The sequence below is a fragment of the Psychrobacter sp. Sarcosine-3u-12 genome (assembly GCF_002836005.1).
GTDB lineage: Bacteria > Pseudomonadota > Gammaproteobacteria > Pseudomonadales > Moraxellaceae > Psychrobacter > Psychrobacter okhotskensis.
The window spans coordinates 1-19980 of record NZ_PJBY01000102.1; the positions used below are offsets into that span (position 1 = coordinate 1).

Here is a 19980-nt window from a genome sequence, read left to right on the forward strand (position 1 = left end):
ATCTCTTTCACCATTTAGCTCTAATCCCTTGCGGGTTAAGCTATCTAGCGAGCCGACTAGTATATCATATTGAAATAGTCTGTCAACCCTTTGTTCTAATTCGTTTCAACTGGTTATCTGGGTTATAAGCTTGTTAACTTATTTGCCAGCTTCGCTTGCTGAGGTGCGTATTATAGACGCTTTTAATGCTGTGTCAAGAAATAAATTATTCTATTTAAAAGTAATTTATTTGGTCAGCTAGATCATTCAATGGTAACCCATCTCCTAATCCGCCTTCCCTTCCGACTGGGACGCATTATACGCGTATTTGAAAGAGGGTCAAGGGCTGTTTTTGATTTTAGCTAAATTAACCTAACTGTATTCCTTAGTAGACTATTTATAGCTAACCAGTAAGCAACGTTGTGATATTGAGCTGTCTTACAGTACTATTTTATTTACTTTGCTAACCTACCAATTGTTGCACGCGGCACACCCTTTCATCTTACCCAGATTATTCGTTTTCCTTACCTAGGCAGCAGGACAAGCAGTAACTGATTATGATTTGTTTAAATAAGAAACAATCGCGTTTATAGGGTGTGATGAAACAAGAGAGAAGTATGATTAATAAAGAAGCTCGAAAACTTGTAGATAATAAGACAGCTAGATGTATTAAGTAGTTGAAAGTCTTATTACTGCCATGGTGCTTATTAATAACCTGCTTCGCTATGTCCTTAGTTATACATATTTATCCTTCTTGATATTTACATCAATAGCACCTATATATAGAAGCTTACCTAACCCCTTGCTATCTAGTGTTTATAGACGGTTTTTGCTATAATGGCCGCTTTTATAACATTACTTAAGAGTAGTTCTGCTTAACCTTATTATAAAAGGCAGCTCGCTCTCTATTATGGTTATGCGATTATAGATTATTAGATGGCTATAAATCGTGATGATATATATGTCTGCACTTTTAAGTAATGCCTATCTCTTACAACATATCACAGTGGTTGGATATAATTGACGCAGTCTTACGGTTATATGATTGATTGTTGCAATCATCACTGCCAACGGACGCAAAAAGGTGAATAGATTATGGTAGCGATTACTTTACCCGATGGTAGCGTAAAGAACTTCGAAGGCAATACAACCGTCATGGAAGTGGCGCAAAGCATTGGAGCTGGCCTAGCAAAAGCGACGGTTGCAGGACGTGTAGATGGTCAATTGGTGGATGCCTCTGATCCTATCGCCCATGATGCTAAAGTAGAAATCGTTACGCCAAAAGATGCTGATGGTGTCGATATCATTCGTCACTCGGCCGCTCACTTATTAGGGCACGCGGTCAAACAGCTTTATCCCGATGTGAAGATGGTGATTGGTCCTGTTATCGAAGATGGCTTTTATTATGACATCTATAGTGAGACGCCGTTCACCCCTGAACATATGGAAGCCATTGAAAAACGTATGATGGCGTTGATTAAGCAAGATTATGACGTCATCAAAAAAATGACACCTCGCGATGAAGTCATTAAAATCTTTGAAGAACGCGGCGAAGATTATAAGCTCAAGCTCATTAATGATATGCCAGGTGAAGAGGCTTTTGGCCTCTATCATCATCAAGAATATGTCGATATGTGCCGTGGCCCCCACGTGCCGAACACGCGATTCTTAAAGGTATTCAAGCTGACTAAAATGTCTGGCGCATATTGGCGCGGTGATGCTAAGAACGAACAACTACAACGTATTTATGGGACAGCGTGGGCAGATAAAAAAGATTTAAAAGCCTATATCCAGCGTATCGAAGAAGCGGAAAAGCGTGACCATCGTAAGATTGGTAAGGCTTTGAACCTGTTTCATATGCAAGAGCAAGCGCCGGGTATGGTGTTTTGGCATGCCAATGGTTGGACAATTTATCAAGTGCTTGAGCAATATATGCGTAAAGTACAGTACGATAATGGTTATGAAGAAATTAAAACCCCGCAAATTGTGGATCGCAGTTTATGGGAACGCTCAGGACATTGGGGTAACTATGCAACCAATATGTTTACCACTTCAAGCGAAAACCGTGATTATGCGGTAAAACCGATGAACTGTCCGTGTCACGTACAGGTATTTAATCAAGGTTTAAAGTCTTACCGTGATTTGCCACTCCGTATGGCAGAATTTGGCTCGTGTCATCGTAATGAGCCGTCAGGTTCACTGCATGGTTTGATGCGCGTTCGTGGTTTTACGCAAGATGATGCGCATATATTCTGTACCCAAGCGCAAATTCAACAAGAAGTGGCGGATTTTATTAAGCTGACGCTTGCTGTTTATGAAGACTTTGGCTTTGACAAGATTATTATGAAGCTCTCAACCCGTCCTGAAAAACGTGTTGGTAGCGATGAGTCTTGGGACTTTGCCGAAAAGGCGCTTGCTGATGCCCTTGATAGCTCAGGATTAGATTGGGATTATCTACCCGGCGAAGGCGCGTTTTATGGTCCGAAAATTGAGTTCAGTCTAAAAGACAGTTTAGGGCGCGTGTGGCAGTGCGGTACTATTCAGGTTGACCCAAATATGCCTGAACGTCTTGATGCGGAATTCGTCAACGAGCAAAATGAGCGCGAAGTACCTATTATGTTGCACCGTGCCATCTTGGGTTCATTTGAGCGCTTTATCGGTATCTTAATTGAGAACTACGCTGGTTGGATGCCAGTTTGGCTCGCACCGCAACAAGTCGTTGTGATGAATATTACCGATAAACAAGCCGATGCCTGCGAAAACGTGGTGAGCGAGCTCAAAAATGCAGGTTTGCGTGCTATTAGCGACTTGCGTAACGAAAAGATTGGATTTAAGATACGAGAGAAAACATTAGAACGTATTCCCTATATGCTAGTATTAGGGGACAAAGAAATCGAGACGGGCAGTGTCAATGTCCGTACTCGCGAAGGTGAGAACCTTGGCGTGATGAGTGTTTCTGAATTTATAGCATTAGTACAGACCGCTGTTGGTAAAAAAGGCCGACAGACCCCAAAAACAGATGAGGAGTAATACCTATTAAACAGTCCAACCGTTTGAACATCAACGAAGATATCAGTGCCAAAGAAGTCCGTCTGGTTAAAGAAGACGGCGAACAAATGGGCGTGGTCGATATCGACACCGCGATGAAAGCGGCACGCGAAGACAATTTAGATTTGGTCGAATTGGTTCCTGAAGCCAAACCGCCAGTATGCAAAATCATGGATTATAAGCATTTCCTCTATGATCAAAAGCAAAAGGCAAAAGAAGCTAAAAAGAACCAAAAGCAGACTCAGCTCAAAGAGATGAAGCTACGTCCTAGCACTGAAGAAGCCGATTATCAGGTCAAACTGCGTAAAATCGTCAGCTTCTTGGAAGATCAAGATAAAGTTAAAATTAGCATCCGCTTCCGTGGACGTGAAATGGCGCACCAAGATATCGGTCGCAAACAACTTGATCGTATCATTGAAGATACCGCTGATATCTCAAACGTCGAACAGTATCCCAAGATGGAAGGCCGTCAAATGGGTATGCTGCTTGGGCCAACTAAGAAAAAGTAATCTATTCTTTAGATGACTGTTAGTGGTGGCTGTGAATCAATTTGACTGCTATTTAATATAGACAGTTCGTTGAGATAGATAGTTATAATCTTAACCATCAATATGCTGCGGGATATTGATGGTTTTTTACTATCCAATCATGTAAAAAACAGCTTAGTCATGCAAACAATAGCGGTGCAAATAGCGCATAGTTATATTAGACTGAGTTTGGTTTACAAAATCTGTCTTCTCAGTCTTTCGATTACAAGGTAGTCTAAAGGACAGTTTTATATTCAATCATCTCTATACAAAAAATCTATGCCAATAAAAACTATTAAACATATAAAAACATTGTGTACCACGACCATTAACGTCGTTGGCAAAAGACACAGCCCCTCTCAGATATTATAGGAAACTTCATGCAAGAATTGACCCCACCCGAAAACGCCTCTACGCCAAGTATTTCTTTGACGCCACCTGAACCGGTCAAAGAAATACAAAAAAGTGAAGCCGATCAGATGGTCAAGTTGGATGAAAGCCAAATTCCAGAACTTGATGCCAAGGTCGATGCGTTCGTCGATCACGTGCTTAATAACTCTGTCCGCAGCGCTGAATTTCAGCAAAATGTGCAATCTATTCATAATTTGGGTACCAAAGAAATTCGTGAATCCGCGCAAATATCTAACCGTATGTTAGAGTTGCCTGCGAAAAGCCTGAATGACAGCTTGTTTGACAACTCCCCTATCGCCAAGTCATTGACTGAGCTGCGCGGTATCGTCGAAGATTTAGACCCGAGTAAAAAAGAGCTGACCAGTTCGCGTAAGCTGTTTGGTCTCATACCTTTTGGCAATAAAGTACAAGATTACTTCCGCCAATACGAGTCAGCGCAGTCGCATATCAATGCTGTCGTCACCAGTCTTTATAATGGTAAAGACGAGCTGCTCAAAGACAATGCGATGATTGAGCAAGAAAAAGTCAATATGTGGGAGTTGATGCAATCTATCCGTCAATACGTCTATGTGGGCAAAAAAATCGACGAGCAACTTGAGCAAAAAGTATATGCTATAGAAGCGACCGACCCTGAAAAAGCTCGGGTTATCAAAGAGGAAATGCTGTTTTATGTGCGCCAAAAGAATACGGATTTTTTAACCCAGTTAGCCGTTAACGTCCAAGGCTATCTGGCGCTTGATACCATTCGTAGAAACAACCTAGAGCTGATTAAGGGTGTGGATCGCGCAACGACAACCACGGTATCGGCGCTGCGCACGGCTGTCGTGGTGGCACAAGCAATGACCAATCAAAAGCTTGTCCTTGACCAAATCACTGCTTTAAACAAAACCACTAGTAGCTTGATTGAGTCAACGTCAGCGATGCTCAAACGTCAATCAGGCGAAATTCACGAGCAAGCGACCAATAGCACTATCGAGCTAGATAAACTGCAAAATGCCTTTAATAATGTCTATGACACGATGGATATGATTAGTAATTATAAAATTGAAGCGCTAGAGAATATGAAGCAGACGGTCAATACTTTGACCACTGAAGTGGATAAAGCCCAGAAGTATCTCGACAAGTCTAATCAAACAACAGTGCTAGAAGTATCTAAAGAATTAAACAGTAAAAAGATTACAAACCAATCGAATACGGTTGATATCGATATTTGAGATACCTCGAGTGCTGTCGCTGATTGACGGTGACAGCCACCCGCTATCGAATACATATAAGACAATTGACGCAAGATATTGCAACGTCGTTCGTGTTAAGATAGTCCTTATTAATAATTTTAAAAATAGATACGGTAATTTATGAGTTGGAACGATCCAAACGCCTCAAGTGAGGCAAAAAAATATGACAATCCCATCCCTAGTCGCGAGCTGATACTCAGCACGATTAATGAGCATGGCGAAGTCACCCATCAACAATTGGCAAAAGCCTTTAATATTGATGATCCTGACCAATTTGATGCTTTAGGTAATCGCCTCAAAGCGATGGCACGTGATGGACAAGTAAATCGTGATGGACGTCCTTATCGCTATCGTACGGTGACCCAGCACGATGTGGTTACTGGTACTGTGTCAGCCCACCCAAAAGGCTTTGGCTTTGTATTGCTAAGTGATATGCCTGACCTATTCTTGCATGAAAAACAAATGCGCTGGGTCTTTAATGGCGATACCGTCGAAGCAGTTGGTACCTCAACAGACAACCGCGGTCGTACCGAAGGGCGTATCGTCGATGTCGTTGAGCGTCGCCAGAATAATTTCATCGGTACATTGGCGCGTGACGAAGACGGCTACTGTGTCGAGCTTGGCAGTCCTAACAACCATCAGCCGATTACGGTCACTGAAGAGAATGTGCAGGCTTTCGAAGCTAAGCAAGGCGCTCCAGTGAAAGTAGATATTATCGACTGGCCAAATCAGCATGAGTTTGCTACGGGTAAAATCACTGAAGTGCTGTCTGATGATAACGATCGTGAATTAATCATCGAGACCACCCTGCTCAACTATGACATTCCGTCTGATTTTAGTGAAGCGGCGCTTAAACAAGCCAATGATTATCAAGAGCCGACTGAGAAAGACTTAAAAGGTCGTACGGACTTGCGTGATTTACCCCTTATTACCATTGATGGTGAAGATGCGCGTGACTTTGATGATGCCGTATTTGCCGAAAAACGCTCAGGTGGTAACTACCGCGTCTTGGTAGCGATTGCTGATGTGAGTCATTATGTCACGCCAAATTCGCCGCTTGACCAAGATGCTTATGAGCGTGGTACATCGGTATATTTCCCGCATCGTGTGATTCCGATGCTGCCTGAAGTACTGTCTAACGGTCTGTGTTCATTGAACCCTGATCTTGATCGTCTGTGTATGGTTGCGGATATAAAGATATCTCGCGCAGGCAAGGTCACCGGCTATGACTTCTATCCTGGGGTGATTCATTCACAGGCACGCTTGACTTATAATCAAGTGAATAGCTATCTTGAGGATCCACAAGACCCGAGTATTCCTAAGTCATTAACCGGTAATAAAGCGGTCAAAAAATCGGTCGATACTCTACATCAATTGTATGAGCTGCTGCTGCAAAAGCGTGAAGAGCGTCATGCAATGGAGTTTGAAACGGTTGAGACTTATATTAAGTTTAACGAAAAAGGGGGTATTGCAGCCATCTTGCCGCGTACTCGTGGTGACGCGCATAAGCTTATTGAAGAGTGTATGCTGCTCGCCAATACCTGTGCCGCTAATTTTGCGTTAAAAAACGAGCTGCCAGTGTTGTATCGTAACCATGACAAACCTGATGGTGAAAAGTCGATGCGTGTCCATGAATACGCGAAAAACTTTGGCTTAAGCTTCCCAGAAGAAAACCCAACGCAAGCGGATTATCAGCGGATTATCGAAGCCACCAAAGACCGTCCCGATGCGATCAGTATCCACAGCATGCTACTGCGCTCAATGATGCAAGCGAATTATTCGCCTGACAATATTGGTCACTTTGGCTTAGCTTATGACGAGTATAGCCACTTTACCTCGCCGATTCGCCGTTATCCTGACCTCATGCTGCATCGCGCGATTAAAGCAAAAGTCACTAACACTAAGCAACCAGTGATGGACTTCTCTTTAGAGGGTGCTGGCACGCAGACGTCAGATACTGAGCGCCGCGCTGAGAAAGCATCACGCTACGTAGAATCTTGGCTCAAATGTCATTATATGAAAGATCACGTCGGTGAAGAGTTCGACGGTGTGGTAACGACGGTTACTAGCTTCGGTCTATTCGTCACCTTAACTGACTTATATATCGATGGCTTAGTACATATCTCCAATGTTGGTGACGATTTCTTTGTCTATGATGAGCAGCAACAGCAACTCATTGGTAAAGATAAAGGTACGCTATTTGGCTTGGGTGATTTGGTCAAAGTAAAAGTGGCCGGCGTCAATATGGATCTGCTACAAATAGACTTTGATCTTAAAGCGAAGCTGCAATCTAGCGAGATGAATCAAACGAAAAAAGATCAACCAAAGAAAAGCCCTGCTAGAAAAAACAGTAGCCGAAACAATAAAGGCACTAGCAAAAAAAGCTAACGTTGAGTAAAAACCAATCGTAATAAAAAAGGCTAAAGTTTATCTTTAGCCTTTTTTTGTGCGCGATGAATACGTGATAACTGCTTAACTACTGCGCATTACTCATCTGCTCTACGCGCTCTTGATTGACCTGCTCGGCTTGCTCTATTTGGGCAGTGGCATTATCGAGAATGGCTTTAGGCTGCTTACCAAGAGGCTGGCTTGCGATATCGGTGTTGGTGCTCACGGTATTACCTTCAGAGCTAATAGCAGTATCTGGCGCTGCTGCCGTGGCGCTGCTACTGGTCGTCGACGCTATCCGACTCTCGTGGCGACTGCTATTAAACATGTTGAAACCAATTAAGATAACAATACCAGCTAGGGCGAATATAATCAGATGCTTCATTTGCATAAAAATGTCTCGTATATTTTAATAATATTGTCTTATACGTTTTCATGCATTTTTTATGCCTAGTTGTGAGGTTTTTTTGGACATTTACTCTTGCGGACTATTATTACTCAATAAATCCGTCTCATCTGAGTTTTCGGCAATTTCTTGTTCGACCTTTTCCATTAACTTCTGATCAGGACGAGCATTTAGCACCTCTTCAGCGTTACGTCCCTGTAAGATGTATTTAGCACGGGCTTTGGCTTGTTTTTTGTCTTTGTCATCAGCACTGCTATCATCAGCTTTATTGATAGCTATAGATTCCGGTGTGGTCGGCGTAACCGTCATATCAGCATTAGCCCCATGAGCTTGGCCAGCGCGATTATTACCTTGTAGATGCTCCAAGGCTTTTTCTAACTCATTATTGAAGCGTAAACGATAGATAGGCTCAGGAAGACTAAAGCCTTCATCCTCTAGGGCGTGTTTGGTTTCACGTATGGCGATACTGCGTGCTTTGGCAAAATCCGTTTCTGATTGATCCACCCAAACCTGAAACTCAAGAATGATATTGGAATCGCCAACATTATTAATGACCGCAATCGCTTTGGGTTCATCTAAAACAAAATCTAACTGACATATCGCATCGATACCTACTTTGATGGCAGCAAGCGGATCATCATTGGCATCCACGCCCAGCTCAAAGGTAAAACGTCGTTCAGGGTTTTTGGTGTAATTTAGAATCGTACCTTTAAAGACTTCTGCATTTGGTATACGTAGCTGATTGCCATCCAACGTCATCAGAATCGTCGCACGTGATGTCAAACGCACCACAATACCCTCTTGCCCGTTAATGACAATCTGATCACGAGCGCGAAACGGCTGACGAATACTCAGCATCAACGAGGCAATATAGTTCTCAATAGTATCCTTGACCGCAAAACCAACCGCGATACCGATAACACCCGCACCGCCAAGTAGCGTCCTTAGGATCGTTTCTGCCCCTATCAAGCTCAATGCCAAGATCAAACCAAAAATAATAAAGATTACTTTGACAGTTTGTGCCAGCAGTTCAGCGACGAAAGGATTGGGCGTGAGCCGTTGCCACATATTTTTTCGATTGGACAACCAGCTACCAAACCATGTAACCAATCCAAAGATAACAATGCCGACCAAGAGTAAAGGCACCGCTTTGACTAGGTTTTTAACTTGCGCTTTGAGCCCTTGATAAACCGTCGTGACGTTATCCTGAACATCCAGCGTTCGATTGATATTATCCTCAACGGTGACCACATCCGTCAAACGATTGGTCAAATTAATGGCTTGTTGCGCCTTTTTTTCGTTGGGAGTTTCTCCTGCTAAAGTCACAACGCCTTGAGTAACACTGACACTGACCGCTTGCAACCCTTCTATTTCAGAAAAAATACCGTTGATACGTTGACGAATGTCATTGTCTTTTAAGGGTGTGGGGGTGGTTTCGATTTGAGCATTGTTGGTGCTCTCACCACTAATCACCGGTGGGTCGGCAGCAGGGGGGAGGTTTTGCGATTCAGCTTCTACAGAGGTCTCGCCTTCTGTAGAAGTTGCAGCATCTTCATTAGACACTTCTTCTGGCGTACTCTCTATACCCAAGGCCGTCGTGACACCAGCTATGTCTTCACCAACAGCATAAGCGGGCAAAGTAAAAACGAGGCTTAGTAGCAATAGCAGCTGGCCCCACACTGTTAAAAACTTGCGTGTCATCGGGCGGTCAAAATAGGCGGCCATAAGCATCCTTTGCTCAGTATTTTTTTGGGTGATATTGTGATTTCAAACTAGCAAGTGTCCTCAATCTGAACGTGAACAACTAAATGGGCTAAAAACAGTAATTAAGATAGCCCATTATTGACCGTTTAAATCCATTAGCTGTCTAAATAACGTTGCGCTTCCGCTAAGTCCAATGTGCCTTCATAGATAGCGCGGCCAGTAATAATGCCTTCAATACAATCACCATAAGGCTTAAGCAATTCGATATCTTGCATATTGGTCACGCCGCCCGAAGCAATCACTGGCAGGCCACCTTCACGTGCTAAATTAACCGTTTGCGGGGCGTTAACGCCTTGCATCATGCCATCGCGGGCAATATCAGTATAAACGATTGACGATACGCCCACATCAGCAAAGCGTTTGGCAAGCTCAGTGGCTTTGGTATCCGTCACATTCGCCCAGCCATGAGTCGCCACCATGCCGTCTTTGGCATCGATACCAACGATAATATGTCCGGCAAATTCGCGGCAGGCTTCAGCCACAAAATTAGGATCTTCAACGGCCTTAGTGCCAATAATAATATAGGTTAGTCCGGCAGTGATATACTGCTCGATGGTGTTCATATTACGCACACCGCCGCCCAACTGAATAGGCAACTGCGGAAAAGCTTTGGCGATGTCGTTGACGACTTGCTTGTGTACTGGCACCCCATCAAAGGCACCATTCAAATCGACCAAATGCAATCGGCGCGCACCCTCGTTTACCCAGCGCGCTGCTACGGCAACGGGATCGTCCGAGAACACCGTATCATCTTCCATACGGCCTTGTTTTAAGCGCACACATTTACCATCTTTTAGATCAATAGCCGGGATAATGACAGGGACAGCACACATATAGCATTCCTTATAAAACGTAATATTAAAAATAAACAGCAAAGTTAAACAATAAAAAGTTAAACAGTGATAAAAAGCCCCACTCAGTGAGCTAACAGAGAGTCGTCTAAAATTGAATCCTAACGGTATTTGAAAATCTCATTTGAAAACCTCTGTCCTTATATTATGAACAAATGAATAGTGTGAGCAAATGAATAGTGTGAGCAAATGAAAAAATCTGCCAATCATAACCATAAGTTTGAGCACTCTGAGACACTGGCAACATTAGGTAAATTCAATTACTGACTGGCAATTTTAGGTCAATTTAGCGTATAATCCTAGGTAAATTTGTATTTGTTTCTAAGTGATAGCAACCATGCGCTACACATTTTTATTCACTCATAAATGAGTTGATGTTGCATGGCGGTCAGGATGAATCGAACAACAGCCATATATGTTTTTAGATCATTGGCTGATACGTTGTTGAACGGATGATATTAGAACTCAAAATAGGTCACCTGCGATAGGTCAACCTGCGCCATTACACTCTAAATGAATTTTTTGCTTGAATGGTATGTTGCCTTCATCAGTTATTTATTTGATTCACTCTTGTCCCTGAGCCAATCACTCTGAGTTACAAATTTTAAGATTTTAATAAATCGCATGGCAAAACTGTCTTTTTTATAGCAATTGCTTTTAGCAACCAGCTTTGACAATAGACTTTGATTGGATGATTTTGCCATGCACCTTGGTAGCCAGTCGCCACTTTGGTAATTCGAATAAGACATTAACGTGTTGTTAAGGAGTCTAAGGTCAGCGTTAATACTCTTACTAGTAGTTATGATCCAGCGTTACATTTAAGTGCTTTGTCTCCGCCCTATTTTAGGATGTGGCTGATTAAGGGCTTTGATGAAAAACGTGACGTTCATGCTACCGATATACCAAACAGGACGTCTGGTATCGTTTTAGACTATGGACTAAGTTTTCGCTTATGATTACCATCAAAAAAGGTTTGGATTTGCCCATCACTGGTGAACCCTCCCGCGAGATATCTGAGCACAGACCTGCCCATGTGGCACTCATTGGCTATGATTATGTGGGCATGAAGCCCACGATGAATGTCAAAGAAGGCGACATCGTAGCTAAAGGTCAGCCCGTTTTTGAAGACAAAAAACGTGTCGGCGTTATCTACACTGCCCCTGCTGCTGGTAAGGTCATCGCCGTTAATCGCGGTGAGCGTCGTGTGTTCGAAAGTCTTGTGATTGCGGTCGACCCAAACGGTGAAGAAGTAGAATTTCAGCGCTACGACTCCCAGCAACTTGCTGACCTAGATTCTGAAGTCGTTGAAACCCAACTGCTTGCCTCTGGTGAATGGACCGCGTTCCGTACGCGTCCCTATAGCCGTTCTCCTGAAATCGGTGCCCGTCCGCACGCCATTTTTGTCACCGCGATGGATACCAATCCATTAGCGTTTGACCCGATGCTGCTGATCAATGAGCAACTGCAAGCGTTCAACGACGGACTTGCGGTACTATCGACGCTCAGCCCTAAGACCTTTGTCTGCCATCATGGTGATGCCCAGCTGACGCCAGTTGCGAAGACTGCGTCTAATAATGTTACTGCGTATCATAGCTTTGCTGGCAAACATCCAGCAGGTCTGGCTGGCACGCATATTCATTTCTTGCATCCAATCATGCGTGGCGTGAGCGTCTGGACGATCGGCTACCAAGACGTGATTGCGATTGGGAAGCTATTTACCACTGGGCGCTTATATACGCGTCGCCTGCTAAGCCTAGCAGGCCCTGCGGTCAAAAACCCACACCTAATCGCTACCGAACGCGGTGCAGATATTACTGCCTTGACTAAAGGTCAACTGATCGATGGCGAGAACCGTATTATTTCAGGTTCAGTGCTATCGGGTCGCCAGTCATTTTCGAATATTGCCTATGTTGGTCGCTTCCATGATCAAATCAGCGTGTTAACTGAAGGTCATGAACGCCCAGCGTTCCATTTCTTTACACCAGGTGCAAACCGTTTCTCAAAACTGCCTATCTACATCTCGCAGTTCTTCGGTGGCAAAAAATACAACTTTACCACCACCAGTAACGGCTCACCGCGCGCGATGGTACCTATCGGGGTTTATGAAGAGGTCATGCCACAAGACTATCTGCCAACGCAGCTATTACGCGCGTTGATTGTCGAAGACATCATCACGGCAGTAGACTTGGGCGCACTTGAATTGGACGAAGAAGATTTAGCATTATGCACCTTCGTATCTCCTGGCAAATATGAATTCGGTGATATTTTGCGTGATAACTTAACGCGCATTGAACTGGAGGGCTAACCACGATGAAATTTTTACACAATATGTTCGATCGTATGGAGCCGTCTTTCACCAAAGGTGGCAAACACGAAAAATACTATGCCATCTTTGAGATGTTTGATACGTTTTTGCGTCAACCAGACTCAACGACATACGCCTCATCACATGTGCGTGACGGGATTGATCTAAAACGCATTATGATTACCGTCTGGCTATGTACCTTCCCAGCAATGTTTTGGGGTATGTACAATATCGGTCATCAAGCATTGACAGCTATTACTCAACTTGGCTTGCAGCCTGAAGGCTGGCGTACCATCATCACCAGTATGGCAGGCTATAACCCAGACAGTATTTGGGCGAGTTTTGTCTACGGGGCGATGCAGTTCTTACCGATCTATATCGTTACCTTTGCCGTCGGTATTTTCTGTGAAATTATCTTTGCCGTGGTGCGCGGACACGAAGTCAACGAAGGTTTCTTTGTGACCTCTGTATTATTCGCACTATGTCTACCACCAGATATTCCATTATGGCAAGTAGCCTTAGGTATCATCTTTGGTGTGGTCGTGGCCAAAGAAGTCTTCGGCGGTACCGGTAAGAACTTCCTTAACCCTGCCCTATCGGGTCGTGCGTTCCTATACTTTGCGTATCCTGCTTATATGTCAGGCGACTCAGTATGGACAGCAGTTGACGGCTTTTCAGGAGCGACACCACTTGGCCTAGCGGCACTTGGCGTAGTACCTCAGGATTTCGTCGATGTCTACGGTAATGCCATCACGTGGGGTGATGCGTTCTTAGGCAACATGCAAGGCAGTATCGGTGAAGTATCGACCTTAGCAATCTTAATGGGTGCAGCAGTTCTGTTATGGACGCGTATTGCCTCATGGCGCATCATGGCAGGTTGTGTGGTTGGTCTGATTGCCACCTCCCTTGTCTTTAATATGATTGGCTCTAAAGACAACTTGATGATGAGCCTACCGTTTTACTGGCATTTAGTAATTGGTGGTTTTGCATTCGGTGCTGTCTTTATGGCGACCGATCCAGTCTCTGCTGCGCATACCAATAAAGGCCGCTGGGCTTATGGTATCTTGATTGGCTTTATGACCGTATTGATTCGCGTCGTCAACCCAGCCTTCCCAGAAGGCATCATGCTGGCCATTCTATTTGCCAACTTATTTGCTCCATTGTTTGATTACTTTGTGACCCAAGCAAACATCAAACGCCAAACAGCACGGAGGGTTCGCTATGTCCAAGCCCAAAAGTAATAATGCGAAAACCATCAGTGTGGCATTGACGCTATGCTTGGTGTGTTCCGTATTGGTCTCAGCAGCTGCTGTTGGTCTAAAGCCAGCACAAGTCGAAAACGCACGCTTAGACCGCAACAAAAACATCTTAGTCGCCGCCGGTATGTACGATGCTGAATCTGATACCGCTGACGACGTTACTGAGCGCTTCAAAGATTTTGAAGTAAAAATCATTGACTTGAATAAAGGCAATTATGTAGAGGATGACGCGCTAAAAGCCGCGGGCATCCCTGATCGTAATGATTATGACGCTAGCCAAGCGACCAAGAACAAAGCACTGAGCGATGACTTAGGGGATAACGATCCAGCCAGTATTGGTCGCAAGCCTAAATACGCCAAAGTCTACGTCAAAGAAGATGACGCAGGTAAGCCTGAGATGGTGGTACTACCGATTCAAGGCTATGGCCTATGGGGTACGATTTATGGTTTCTTAACGCTTGAGAGCGACATGAATACCATCAAAGGTATTAGTTTTTATGAGCATAAAGAAACCCCAGGCCTTGGCGCTCGCATCGAAGAGCCAAAATGGCGCGCGATGTGGAGCGGTATCCACTCGTATGACGAAAACGGTGACGTGGCAACGGGTGTGACCAAAGCGGGTAATCCAAAAGACAACTGGGTTGACGGTATCAGCGGTGCAACGCTAACCAGTCGCGGTGTGAGCAACATGATTCAGTTTTGGTTGGGTGAGCAAGGTTATAAGCCTTACCTAGATTTGCTACGCGAACAGAACGGTCAAACGCTTGACAGTGTTGATGCCCAAGCGAGCCAGTCGACACCACCGGACAATAAGAGCGCTCAACCGACAACCGAACTGGCAGCGACCCTACCAGTAGCAAACGGCAAGGAGGCATAACATGGCTGACACTAAAAGTATTTTAACCTCGCCTATCTTTGATAATAACCCCATTGCCCTACAGATATTAGGTATCTGTTCGGCACTGGCGGTGACGACCAGCATGTCCAATGCGTTGGTGATGTGTGTGGCGTTGACTCTGGTAACGGCGTTTTCGAGCTTCTTTATCTCTATTATTCGTAAGCAAATTCCGTCAAGTATTCGTATTATTGTACAGATGACCATCATTGCCTCACTGGTTATTTTGGTCGATCAAGTGCTAAAAGCCGTCGCTTATGATGTCAGTAAAGGTCTATCGGTCTTCGTTGGCTTGATTATCACCAACTGTATCGTTATGGGCCGTGCCGAAGCCTTTGCCATGAGCAATCCACCCGTACCCAGCTTTTTGGACGGTATCGGTAACGGTCTTGGCTACTCGGCGGTGCTGTTATTTGTCGCGACTATTCGCGAGCTATTAGGTGCAGGTACGTGGTTTGGTATTACCATCCTACAGCCTGTTACTGATGGCGGTTGGTATATTCCAAACGGTCTATTACTGTTGCCACCGTCAGCATTCTTTATCATTGGATTATTCATTGCCATCGTTCGTATTTGGAAACCAGAACAGGTTGAAGATGCTGAATTTGTAATGAAGCCGCAGTCTAAAGGCATGGCACATGGAGGCGGTCACTAATGGGACATTATGTTAGTTTATTTATAACCTCAGTCTTTATTGAGAATATGGCGCTGGCCTACTTCTTAGGTATGTGTACTTTTTTGGCAGTATCGAAGAAAGTGTCCACTGCGATTGGTCTTGGTGTTGCAGTCGTCGTCGTGATGGCGATTACCGTGCCGCTAAACAACTTACTATTTCAGTTCATTCTAAAAAATGGTGCGCTGGCATGGGCAGGTTTTCCAGGTATTGACTTAAGCTTTTTGGGCTTGCTCAGTTATATTGGTCTGATTGCTGCGACCGTACAGATTCTAGAGATGTTCTTGGATAAGTTTGTCCCAAGTCTCTATAACGCGCTAGGGGTATTCTTACCGCTCATTACTGTCAACTGTGCCATCTTAGGTGGCGTGCTGTTCATGGTTGAGCGTGACTACAACTTTGGCGAATCGATGGTGTACGGCGTCGGCGCAGGCTTCGGTTGGGCATTGGCGATCACTGCATTGGCCGGTATCCGTGAAAAGCTGAAATACTCAGACATTCCAGCACCACTGCGTGGTCTCGGTATTACCTTTATCACGGTTGGTCTGATGTCACTTGGCTTTATGTCTTTCGGCGGTATGTCAATCTAGACCGCTAAGCTTAAAAGCCTATTTAGCGATTTGACCTATTTAATTCATTTATTCGGTAGGGGTTCAGGAAACACGCAATGACGTCTTTTCGCACCCCTACTCCATAGATTAAGGATACCTACCATGGATTACGCTACGGCGATTGGTGGCGTTGCTATGTTTACCTTGATCATCATGGGACTCGTTGCCATTATTTTGGCAGCGCGCTCAAGACTGGTCAGTTCAGGCGATGTTACTATCCATATCAATGACAATCCCGATAATGACGTCGTGACACCGGCAGGCGGAAAACTACTACAGACACTGGCGAGCGAAGGTATTTTCTTATCTTCAGCCTGTGGTGGTGGTGGTACGTGTGCGCAGTGTCGTTGCCGCGTTATTGAAGGGGGCGGTTCTATTTTGCCTACCGAAGAAGGCTATTTTACCCAAGGTGAAATCCGTAATCACATGCGCTTGGCTTGTCAGGTAGCTGTTAAGCAAGACATGAAAATCGAGATTGATCCTGAATTCTTTGATGTACAAAAGTGGGAATGTGAAGTTATCTCTAACGATAACGTTGCCACCTTTATTAAAGAGCTAGTGCTTAAAATTCCAGAAGGCGAAGAAGTTAACTTCCGCGCTGGTGGTTATGTACAGTTGGAAGCGCCACCGCATGAAGTACATTACAAAGACTTCGATGTGGCCGAAGAGTATAGAGAAGACTGGGAAAAATTCGGTATCTTCAACTATGTCTCAAAAGTTGATGAGCCGGTTATTCGTGCTTATTCAATGGCCAACTACCCAGAAGAAAAAGGCCTTATTAAGTTTAACATTCGTATCGCTAGTCCACCGCCACGTGGCCCTGACGGTATCCCACCCGGTAAGATGTCTTCTTGGACATTTAGCTTAAAGCCTGGTGATAAAGTGACGGTTTCAGGTCCTTATGGTGAATTCTTTGCCAAAGACACCGAAACTGAGATGATCTTCGTCGGTGGTGGTGCAGGTATGGCACCGATGCGCTCACACATTTTCGATCAGCTTAAACGCTTAAACTCTGATCGTAAGATTAGCTTTTGGTACGGTGCACGCTCTATTCGTGAGATGTTCTATGTTGAAGATTATGATCAACTAGAAGAAGAGTTCGATAACTTTGAGTGGCATGTGGCTTTGTCTGATCCACTTCCTGAAGACAATTGGGATGGTTATACTGGCTTTATCCATAACGTCTTGCTAGAAGAGTATCTCAAAGACCATCCAAACCCAGAAGACTGTGAATACTACATGTGTGGGCCACCGATGATGAACGCGGCGGTAATCGACATGTTGCATAGCCTTGGTGTTGAAGACGAAAATATCATGCTTGATGACTTTGGTGGTTAAGCCGACTGGTTAGAGAAACACGATTAAATTAATACTATAAAAGAGAGTCTCAATTGAGGCTCTTTTTTTATTTCGATTAAATGATGACCTTAAATCATAAGACTACAAATTTAAATAGTAGCCCACCTACGCTCTCCTATATGATGGATTATTTATGATGTTAAGAAAGGATTCTTATGAAAACCAAAGTAAAAGAATTAACCATTTGGATTACTGGTGCTTCTAGCGGTATCGGAGAAGCCTTAGCCATTGCTTTTGCCAAACGCGGTGCTCGGATTATCTTGAGTGGTCGTGATGAGGCAAAATTGGCAGCGGTCAAAAAAAGCTGCAAACACAGCAAAAAACATATCATTATGCCTTTTGATATTAGTGATGCCGAGCAAGCGAAAGAAGCCTATGACGCTGCTATCGCACAAGCAGGGAACATTGACTGGCTGATTAATAATGCTGGCGTCAGTCAACGCGCGCTTATTATGGAAACCAGTGAAGCGGTCGAACGGCAAATTATGGAGATAGACTATTTTGCGCAAACGCGTCTCACAAGATTGGTTTTGCCCAATATGATCGCACAAGGCGGCGGCAAAGTCGTGATGATATCGAGTGTGGCCGGCTTACTCGGTACGCAATATCGCGGTGCTTATGGGGCAGCCAAGGCCGCCTTGCATATGTGGGCGAACAGTTTACGTGCAGAATTGCATGATCAAGGCATAGAGGTTGCGACCATATTTCCAGGCTTTATCCAAACCAACGTTTCTATTAACGCGCTGACAGGAGATGGTAGCGCCCAAGGTACCATGGATGAGGCGACCAATAAAGGACTGACTGCAACTGCCTTTGCCAAGCAAGTCGTTAAGGCGCTTAGTAACGATAAAGAATACATCATCGTTGGTGGCAAACAAGAAAAACTGGCCACGAGAGTCAATCGCCTATCACCGCCAAAGCTCTATAAGTTAATACGTGAGTCGCAAGTGAAATAATAAGCATAAATATACTAGGGACTCATTAACACGCTCGCTGACTTTTGCAATTTTAGAGTTATTGGCGTTATGGGTGGCAAGGGGTGTAAAATAGGCAACGCTTAACTAAAGCCACATTCACCCCTGATGCTATAGCAAAGAGCTTATGAAAAATTTAATGTATTCCTTGTCTACTAATAAAAACAACACTATCGCCCTATATGGCGTCATTTGTCTCATCGGTACAGTGAGCCTCACTGCTTGCCAGCAAACGCCAGATTATAATTATCTGAGCGGTGAGACGATGGGCACCAGCTACCATATTAGCTATCAACTACCGGATGATGTAGACGAAACTGCCATCCAAGCCGCGATTGATAAGCGTTTGCAAGATATCAATGACAGCATGTCCACTTATCAAGCGGACTCTACTATTTCTAAATTTAATCAATTAGGCAAAGATACGCCGATTGCTATCGACTCCGATTTCAGCCATGTATTAGAGGCGTCTAGGCAAGTCTATCAACAATCAGGCGGTGCCTTTGACCCGACAGTGATGCCACTGATTGAGACATGGGGATTTGGTAGCACCATGACGGTTGAGCGCCTACAAAGCCCGCCAACTGCGCTAGAAATCGCGCAAGCAAAAGCCTTGGTAGACTTTGAGAGCGTGGTGCAAAACGACAACGGTCTTATTAAAACCAAAGACGGCATCGAGCTTGATTTTTCAGCAGTGGCAAAAGGCTACGGAGTTGACGTTATCGCTGACGTCCTCAAAAACAACTATAAAATCCGTAATTATATGGTCGAGATTGGTGGTGAAATTGCGACCTCTGGTGTCAATAACCAACAGCAACCGTGGCAAATTGCGATTGATGCGCCTATCGACGGTAGCACCGTTAGCGAACGCCAAACAATTACCGCCATCCGTCAACCGATGAACACGACGAATCAGATGCATCTAGCAACGTCAGGGAACTATCGCAACTCGGTCGTCTTTAATGGTAAGCACTATAGTCACACGATCGATCCCACCACTGGCAAGCCTATTGTTGGTGGTGCTCCTTCGGTCACCGTGGCTGCAGATTCGGTTGCGTTGGCAGATGCCTGGGCAACGGCACTGACAGCGATGCCTTATGAAAAGGCCTTAAAAGTCGCTAAGGAACAAAACCTAGCCGCGCTGTTTGTGATATTGGCTGACGGTATCAAGCCTAGTGATTCTTTAGCCAAAGAACGTTTAGACAGTATCGACGATTGGCAACTGGTACAGACACCGGCGATGATGAACCTGCGTGCGGATAAACAACCGTAAATTTCTAGGGCGTGTCCTCATT

Annotated in this window: 15 protein-coding genes; 12 read left to right on the forward strand and 3 right to left on the reverse strand. The window is 44.5% G+C overall.

Features of this window, described 5'->3' with window-relative positions:
• Positions 1-1074 precede the first annotated feature (1074 nt).
• The 4 genes from thrS to rnr all read left to right on the forward strand — a co-directional run bounded on the left by thrS (position 1075) and on the right by rnr (position 7588).
• Positions 1075-3009, forward strand: a complete 1935-nt coding sequence (gene thrS, locus CXF65_RS09275; RefSeq protein WP_025652974.1) for a threonine--tRNA ligase — start codon at positions 1075-1077, stop codon at positions 3007-3009.
• A 23-nt stretch (positions 3010-3032) separates the two neighbouring features.
• Positions 3033-3536 (forward strand): translation initiation factor IF-3, encoded by a 504-nt coding sequence (gene infC, locus CXF65_RS09280; protein WP_021813163.1) that lies wholly within the window; start codon positions 3033-3035, stop codon positions 3534-3536.
• A gap of 398 nt (positions 3537-3934) precedes the next feature.
• Positions 3935-5179: a toxic anion resistance protein gene (locus tag CXF65_RS09285; protein ID WP_025652976.1), complete on the forward strand. Its 1245-nt coding sequence runs from the start codon at positions 3935-3937 to the stop codon at positions 5177-5179.
• Positions 5180-5320: 141 nt separating this feature from the next.
• Complete coding sequence (gene rnr / locus CXF65_RS09290) at positions 5321-7588, forward strand: ribonuclease R (RefSeq protein ID WP_101211835.1); 2268 nt, start codon at positions 5321-5323, stop codon at positions 7586-7588.
• Between the two features lie 88 nt (positions 7589-7676).
• On the opposite strand, the gene CXF65_RS09295 is transcribed toward rnr, so the two are convergent.
• The 3 genes from CXF65_RS09295 to hisA form a co-directional block, all read right to left on the reverse strand.
• On the reverse strand, positions 7677-7979 hold the full coding sequence (locus CXF65_RS09295; RefSeq protein ID WP_101211836.1) for a hypothetical protein: 303 nt from the start codon (positions 7977-7979) through the stop codon (positions 7677-7679).
• Between the two features lie 84 nt (positions 7980-8063).
• Positions 8064-9719, reverse strand: coding sequence for a mechanosensitive ion channel family protein (locus CXF65_RS09300; RefSeq protein WP_101211837.1), 1656 nt, complete (start codon positions 9717-9719; stop codon positions 8064-8066).
• 134 nt (positions 9720-9853) lie between these two features.
• Entirely contained in the window at positions 9854-10591 is a 738-nt protein-coding gene (gene hisA / locus CXF65_RS09305; protein ID WP_025652981.1) for a 1-(5-phosphoribosyl)-5-[(5-phosphoribosylamino)methylideneamino]imidazole-4-carboxamide isomerase, read from the reverse strand.
• A 970-nt stretch (positions 10592-11561) separates the two neighbouring features.
• On the opposite strand from hisA, the gene CXF65_RS09310 reads away from it, so the two are divergent.
• The 8 genes from CXF65_RS09310 to CXF65_RS09345 all read left to right on the forward strand — a co-directional run bounded on the left by CXF65_RS09310 (position 11562) and on the right by CXF65_RS09345 (position 19958).
• Positions 11562-12914, forward strand: coding sequence for a Na(+)-translocating NADH-quinone reductase subunit A (locus CXF65_RS09310; RefSeq protein ID WP_101211838.1), 1353 nt, complete (start codon positions 11562-11564; stop codon positions 12912-12914).
• 5 nt (positions 12915-12919) lie between these two features.
• Positions 12920-14155: an NADH:ubiquinone reductase (Na(+)-transporting) subunit B gene (locus CXF65_RS09315; protein ID WP_025652983.1), complete on the forward strand. Its 1236-nt coding sequence runs from the start codon at positions 12920-12922 to the stop codon at positions 14153-14155.
• On the forward strand, positions 14136-15050 hold the full coding sequence (locus CXF65_RS09320) for a Na(+)-translocating NADH-quinone reductase subunit C (protein WP_025652984.1): 915 nt from the start codon (positions 14136-14138) through the stop codon (positions 15048-15050). The genes CXF65_RS09315 and CXF65_RS09320 overlap by 20 nt, the downstream gene beginning before the upstream one ends.
• Before the next feature lies 1 nt (position 15051).
• Entirely contained in the window at positions 15052-15723 is a 672-nt protein-coding gene (locus tag CXF65_RS09325; RefSeq protein WP_025652985.1) for an NADH:ubiquinone reductase (Na(+)-transporting) subunit D, read from the forward strand.
• Positions 15723-16331 carry an NADH:ubiquinone reductase (Na(+)-transporting) subunit E gene (gene nqrE / locus CXF65_RS09330; protein ID WP_101211839.1) on the forward strand — a complete coding sequence of 203 codons (609 nt, stop codon included), beginning with the start codon at positions 15723-15725 and terminating at the stop codon, positions 16329-16331. Before CXF65_RS09325 ends, nqrE begins: the two co-directional genes overlap by 1 nt.
• Positions 16332-16454: 123 nt before the next feature.
• Positions 16455-17690 (forward strand): NADH:ubiquinone reductase (Na(+)-transporting) subunit F, encoded by a 1236-nt coding sequence (nqrF, locus tag CXF65_RS09335; protein ID WP_101211840.1) that lies wholly within the window; start codon positions 16455-16457, stop codon positions 17688-17690.
• A 176-nt stretch (positions 17691-17866) separates the two neighbouring features.
• A complete protein-coding gene (locus CXF65_RS09340) occupies positions 17867-18667 on the forward strand; it encodes an SDR family NAD(P)-dependent oxidoreductase (protein WP_101211841.1) in 801 nt (266 codons plus the stop codon).
• Between the two features lie 145 nt (positions 18668-18812).
• Positions 18813-19958, forward strand: a complete 1146-nt coding sequence (locus CXF65_RS09345) for an FAD:protein FMN transferase (RefSeq protein ID WP_101211842.1) — start codon at positions 18813-18815, stop codon at positions 19956-19958.
• Positions 19959-19980 lie beyond the last annotated feature (22 nt).

Excerpts from the sequence above, each read along its gene's own strand:
- CXF65_RS09320 (WP_025652984.1), top strand. The coding sequence starts at position 14,136 with ATGTCCAAGCCCAAAAGTAATAATGCGAAAACCATCAGTGTGGCATTG.
- CXF65_RS09285 (WP_025652976.1), top strand. The coding sequence starts at position 3,935 with ATGCAAGAATTGACCCCACCCGAAAACGCCTCTACGCCAAGTATTTCT.
- hisA (WP_025652981.1), bottom strand. The coding sequence starts at position 10,591 with ATGTGTGCTGTCCCTGTCATTATCCCGGCTATTGATCTAAAAGATGGT.
- CXF65_RS09345 (WP_101211842.1), top strand. The coding sequence starts at position 18,813 with ATGAAAAATTTAATGTATTCCTTGTCTACTAATAAAAACAACACTATC.
- CXF65_RS09325 (WP_025652985.1), top strand. The coding sequence starts at position 15,052 with ATGGCTGACACTAAAAGTATTTTAACCTCGCCTATCTTTGATAATAAC.
- nqrF (WP_101211840.1), top strand. The coding sequence starts at position 16,455 with ATGGATTACGCTACGGCGATTGGTGGCGTTGCTATGTTTACCTTGATC.
- CXF65_RS09315 (WP_025652983.1), top strand. The coding sequence starts at position 12,920 with ATGAAATTTTTACACAATATGTTCGATCGTATGGAGCCGTCTTTCACC.
- CXF65_RS09310 (WP_101211838.1), top strand. The coding sequence starts at position 11,562 with ATGATTACCATCAAAAAAGGTTTGGATTTGCCCATCACTGGTGAACCC.
- thrS (WP_025652974.1), top strand. The coding sequence starts at position 1,075 with ATGGTAGCGATTACTTTACCCGATGGTAGCGTAAAGAACTTCGAAGGC.
- nqrE (WP_101211839.1), top strand. The coding sequence starts at position 15,723 with ATGGGACATTATGTTAGTTTATTTATAACCTCAGTCTTTATTGAGAAT.
- CXF65_RS09300 (WP_101211837.1), bottom strand. The coding sequence starts at position 9,719 with ATGGCCGCCTATTTTGACCGCCCGATGACACGCAAGTTTTTAACAGTG.
- rnr (WP_101211835.1), top strand. The coding sequence starts at position 5,321 with ATGAGTTGGAACGATCCAAACGCCTCAAGTGAGGCAAAAAAATATGAC.
- CXF65_RS09295 (WP_101211836.1), bottom strand. The coding sequence starts at position 7,979 with ATGCAAATGAAGCATCTGATTATATTCGCCCTAGCTGGTATTGTTATC.
- CXF65_RS09340 (WP_101211841.1), top strand. The coding sequence starts at position 17,867 with ATGAAAACCAAAGTAAAAGAATTAACCATTTGGATTACTGGTGCTTCT.